The sequence below is a fragment of the Pseudomonas sp. AGC41 genome (genome assembly GCF_057334555.1).
Map to the genome: position 1 here is coordinate 8,611 of NZ_JBHFJB010000043.1, position 4,688 is coordinate 13,298.

General features: G+C 61.9%; 5 protein-coding genes. 3 read left to right on the forward strand and 2 right to left on the reverse strand.

Features of this window, described 5'->3' with window-relative positions:
* Window positions 1–52: 52 nt before the first annotated feature.
* Both ACE04F_RS08420 and gloB read right to left on the reverse strand, forming a co-directional pair.
* Window positions 53–1,510, reverse strand: a complete 1,458-nt coding sequence (locus ACE04F_RS08420; protein ID WP_305500437.1) for a transglycosylase SLT domain-containing protein — start codon at window positions 1,508–1,510, stop codon at window positions 53–55.
* A gap of 99 nt (window positions 1,511–1,609) precedes the next feature.
* Window positions 1,610–2,377 (reverse strand): hydroxyacylglutathione hydrolase, encoded by a 768-nt coding sequence (gene gloB / locus ACE04F_RS08425; RefSeq protein ID WP_486105811.1) that lies wholly within the window; start codon window positions 2,375–2,377, stop codon window positions 1,610–1,612.
* A 65-nt stretch (window positions 2,378–2,442) separates the two neighbouring features.
* Between gloB and ACE04F_RS08430 the strand changes: the two genes are divergently transcribed.
* The 3 genes from ACE04F_RS08430 to dnaQ all read left to right on the forward strand — a co-directional run bounded on the left by ACE04F_RS08430 (window position 2,443) and on the right by dnaQ (window position 4,604).
* Window positions 2,443–3,201: a class I SAM-dependent methyltransferase gene (locus ACE04F_RS08430; RefSeq protein WP_486105813.1), complete on the forward strand. Its 759-nt coding sequence runs from the start codon at window positions 2,443–2,445 to the stop codon at window positions 3,199–3,201.
* A 90-nt stretch (window positions 3,202–3,291) separates the two neighbouring features.
* Window positions 3,292–3,744, forward strand: a complete 453-nt coding sequence (rnhA, locus tag ACE04F_RS08435) for a ribonuclease HI (protein WP_030142629.1) — start codon at window positions 3,292–3,294, stop codon at window positions 3,742–3,744.
* A gap of 98 nt (window positions 3,745–3,842) precedes the next feature.
* Window positions 3,843–4,604, forward strand: a complete 762-nt coding sequence (dnaQ, locus tag ACE04F_RS08440) for a DNA polymerase III subunit epsilon (protein ID WP_434601099.1) — start codon at window positions 3,843–3,845, stop codon at window positions 4,602–4,604.
* The last annotated feature ends 84 nt before the right edge of the window (window positions 4,605–4,688 follow it).

Below are 4,688 nucleotides of genomic sequence, written 5' to 3' on the forward strand. Positions count from 1 at the left end.
CTGCTGTGCAGCCCAGCGGGAGCAACCCCCCCCCCCACGGCGAGCTCTGCTGTTAATGCGGGGAATAGACCGTCAGCATTTGCCCAGGCTTGAGCGCCTTGCCCATGCGCGGGTTCCAGCGCTTGAGATGCTGCATTTCGACGTTGAAGCGCTTGGCGACGACGTACAACGAATCGCCTTGCTTGACCTTGTACTGGGTCTGCTTCTTCTGTTCCTTGCCCTTGGCGGCCACGACAGTGTTGATGCGTTTGCCGCTGGCCTTGGTTGCCTTGGTGGCCTTGACGTCCTGCATGACCAGGGTCTGGCCGACCTTGAGCTTGTTGCCGCTGAGCTTGTTCCAGCGTTGCAGGTCCTTGGTCTGGACGTTGTTGGCCTTGGCGATCTGGGCCAGGTTGTCGCCGCGCTTGACCCGGTAGCTGCGCCGTACACCTTCCACTTCGCTGTCATCGGCGTTTTCGAAGACCGGCTTGAGCGAGCGCGGGCTGATCAACTCTTCAGGGCGCATCGTTGACAGGCTGGCGGTCAGCAATTGTGCCTTGGAAGTCGGGACCAGCAAGTGTTGCGGGCCGTCGATGGTGGTGCGCTGCTTGAAAGCCGGGTTGAGCTGGAACAGCTCGTCCTCGTCGATGTTCGCCACGGCTGCGACCTTGGAAAGGTCCATGCGCTGGTTGATCTCGACCACCTGGAAATACGGTTCGTTGGCGATCGGGTTGAGGTTCACGCCGTAGGCATCGGGGGCCAATACCACTTGGGACAACGCCAGCAGCTTCGGCACGTAGGCCTGGGTTTCGCTGGGCAGAGGCAGGTTCCAGTAGTCGGTGGGCAGTCCGAGTTTTTCGTTGCGCTCGATGGCCCGGCTGACGGTGCCTTCGCCGGCGTTGTAGGCCGCCAGCGCCAGCAGCCAGTCGCCGTTGAACATGTCATGCAGGCGCGTCAGGTAATCCATTGCGGCCGTGGTGGACGCGGTGATGTCGCGGCGTCCGTCATAGAAACGCGTCTGGCGCAGGTTGAAATAACGCCCGGTGGACGGGATGAACTGCCAAAGCCCCACCGCGTTGGCACGGGAATAGGCCATCGGGTTATAGGCGCTTTCGATCACCGGCAACAGCGCCAGCTCCAGCGGCATGTTGCGCTCTTCCAGACGCTCGACGATGTAGTGGATGTACAGGCTGCCACGTTCCCCGGCGTTTTCCAGAAAGGAAGGGTTGCTGGCGAACCACAGGCGCTGCTGCTCGATGCGCGGGTTGACCCCGGCGGTTTCCTGCAGCTGGAAGCCCTGGCGCATGCGTTCCCACACGTCCTGGGGCACTTGTGGGCTGGGTTTTTCAGTGAGCCACACGGGTTTTTGCTTGGCTCGCGCGGCGATGTTCGGCGTATGCGCGACATCGGTCTGCGGCACCTGGCTGGTGCTCTGGCAGCCCGCCAGCGTGGCGGACACAGCCACCGCGATGGCTTGAGCCAAGCGGGTCAATGTGTCTGACTGGACGGACCTGCGGATAGATGACGACATTGGCTGGAAGTAAGTTCCGGGCAAAAATGTCGGCCGATTCTAGGAAGCGCACCCCAACAGGTCAACCATTCAGAATTTTTGTATCAATTGGTAGCTGGCTTAGAACTTATCTTTCCAGGCCCTCAAGGCCGCAAAAACCTCACTCGCCGTCTGGTTACGCTGACCGTTCCGTTCGTCTGCTTTTTCTTTAACGGATGTTTCGGCGGTGCGCAGAAACGGGTTGGTGAGTTTTTCCAGAGCCAGGGTCGAGGGCAGGGTGATGACGCCCTGGCTGCGCTGCTCGGTGACTTTCTCCAGGCGCGCGGCAATGTCCGGGTTGGCCGGTTCGACCGCGACGGCAAACTTGAGGTTGCTCAGGGTATATTCATGGGTGCAGTAGACGAGCGTATCGTCGGGCAGTGCGGCGAGGCGGCTCAAGGAGTGGTGCATCTGTTCGGGCGAGCCCTCGAAGAGCCGGCCACAACCGGCGGCGAACAGCGTGTCACCGCAGAACAGCAGGCCGCGATGGTAGTAGGCGATATGCCCAAGGGTGTGTCCGGGCACGGCGTAGATATCGAAGTCCAGGCCCAGCACGTTGACCTTGGCGTTGTCCTCCAGGGCGATGTCACGCGCAGGGATGTTTTCGCTGGCCGGCCCGTAGACGGTGGCGTTCGTCGCGCTTTTCAGCGCCGCGACACCGCCCACATGGTCATGGTGATGGTGAGTGATCAGGATGTCGCTCAGGATCCAGCCGGGATGGGCGTCGAGCCAGGCCCGCACGGGGGCGGCATCGCCCGGGTCGACCACGGCGCAGCGCTGGGTCGAGTGATCCTGTAACAACCAGATGTAGTTATCGGTAAACGCGGGCAGGGCACTGATCTGTATCATCGCTGAATTCGCCAAGCTCAAAACAAAGGCGCATCTTAGAACTTCCTGGTGCGTTGGAGAATGCAATGACTGATGAAGCGTTCGCTCAGGCTGATCCTGAATGGCTGGCATTGATCAGTTCCGCCCGTGAATGGCTGTCCGGCCCTGTCGGACAATTCCTGCTGGAAGAAGAACGGCGCATGCTCGAAGACGAGTTGGGCCGGTTCTTTGGTGGCTACCTGGTGCATTACGGCCCCTCGGCGCAGACGCCGCCGTCGGCGCCGCAGGTGCAGCGTAATGTCCGCCTGGGCGCGCCATTGCCTGGTGTGGAGATCGTCTGTGAGGAGCAGGCCTGGCCGTTGAGCGAGCATGCCGCCGATGTGGTGGTCATGCAGCACGGCCTGGATTTCTGCCTGTCGCCCCATGGTCTGTTGCGCGAGGCCGCCAGCAGCGTGCGTCCTGGCGGCCATCTGTTGATTATCGGCATCAATCCCTGGAGCAGTTGGGGACTGCGTCATGTGTTCGCTGGCGACGCGCTGCGCAAGGCCCGTTGCATCTCGGCCTCGCGGGTTGGCGACTGGCTCAACCTGTTGGGCTTCGCACTGGAGAAACGCCGCTTCGGGTGCTATCGTCCGCCGCTCGCGTCGCCCAAGTGGCAGGCCCGGCTGGCCGGCTGGGAGCGCAAGGCCGGTGCCTGGCAGTTGTCCGGCGGCGGCTTCTATCTGTTGGTGGCGCGCAAGATCGCGGTCGGCTTGCGCCCGGTACGCCAGGCGCGGCGTGAGCCGGTGGGCAAGCTGATTCCCTTGCCGATGGCCAAGGTCAATCGCCGGCACATCGAGCCGTAACTTCATTTCCAATGGTTCTGGCCGGCATTCGGCTTCGGGTGCCGAGCGGTCCCGACCGGCGGGACTTTGCATTTTTTCTGGATAGATTGCATGAGCGATAGCGTAGAACTTTTCACTGATGGCGCCTGCAAGGGCAACCCGGGTCCGGGTGGCTGGGGGGCGTTGCTGGTGTGCAAGGGCGTGGAAAAGGAGCTCTGGGGTGGCGAAGCCAACACCACCAACAATCGCATGGAGCTGATGGGCGCCATTCGCGGCCTGGAAGAACTCAAGCGGCCATGCGATGTGCTGCTGGTGACCGACTCGCAGTATGTAATGAAAGGCATCAACGAGTGGATGGCCAACTGGAAGAAGCGCGGCTGGAAAACGGCGGCGAAGGAACCGGTCAAGAATGCTGATCTCTGGAAACTGCTGGACGAGCAGGTCAACCGCCACAATGTCACCTGGAAATGGGTGCGCGGGCACATCGGCCACCACGGCAACGAGCGGGCCGACCAGTTGGCCAATCGTGGGGTGGATGAGGTGCGGGGGTATAAGCAGGCTTGATCCGGGCCTCACCACAAAAGCAGGCTCAGGCTCATCCCTGTCTGGGCGTGTTAATATCCGCGCTTTTGCAAGACTGCCCGTTTGAGAGCTGAACACTGATGGCCAACAGATCTGTAGTACTGGATACCGAAACCACCGGCATGCCGGTGACCGACGGTCACCGGATCATCGAAATCGGCTGTGTCGAGCTGATCGGTCGGCGCCTGACCGGTCGTCACTTCCACGTTTACCTGCAACCGGACCGCGAAAGCGACGAGGGTGCCATCGGCGTGCACGGCATCACCAATGAATTTCTGGTGGGCAAGCCGCGTTTCGCCGAGGTGGCCGATGAGTTCTTCGAATTCATCCAGGGTGCGCAGTTGATCATCCATAACGCGGCGTTCGACGTCGGGTTCATCAACAATGAATTCGCCCTGATGGGCCAGCACGACCGGGCCGACATCACCCGGCATTGCACCATCCTCGATACCTTGATGATGGCCCGGGAACGGCACCCGGGCCAGCGCAACAGCCTCGATGCCTTGTGCAAGCGCTACGGAGTCGACAACTCCGGGCGTGAGCTGCACGGCGCCTTGCTCGACTCCGAGATCCTCGCCGACGTCTATCTGACCATGACTGGCGGTCAGACCAGCCTGTCCCTGGCCGGCAACGCGTCTGACGGCAATGGTACCGGCGAAGGTTCGGGTAACCAGGCGAGCGAGATCCGGCGTTTGCCGGCGGACCGCAAGCCGGCCCGGATCATCCGTGCCAGCGAAAGCGACCTGGCCGAACATGCCGCGCGTCTGGAAGCCATCGCCAAGTCCGCCGGTGCCCCGGCATTGTGGACGCAATTGGTCGAGGCGCAGGCTGCTGCGAGTTGATGAGATATCTGTGGGAGGGGGGGGGCTCGCGAAAGCGGTGGTTCAGTTGGCATCTGTGTCGAATGTGCCGACGCCTTCGCGAGC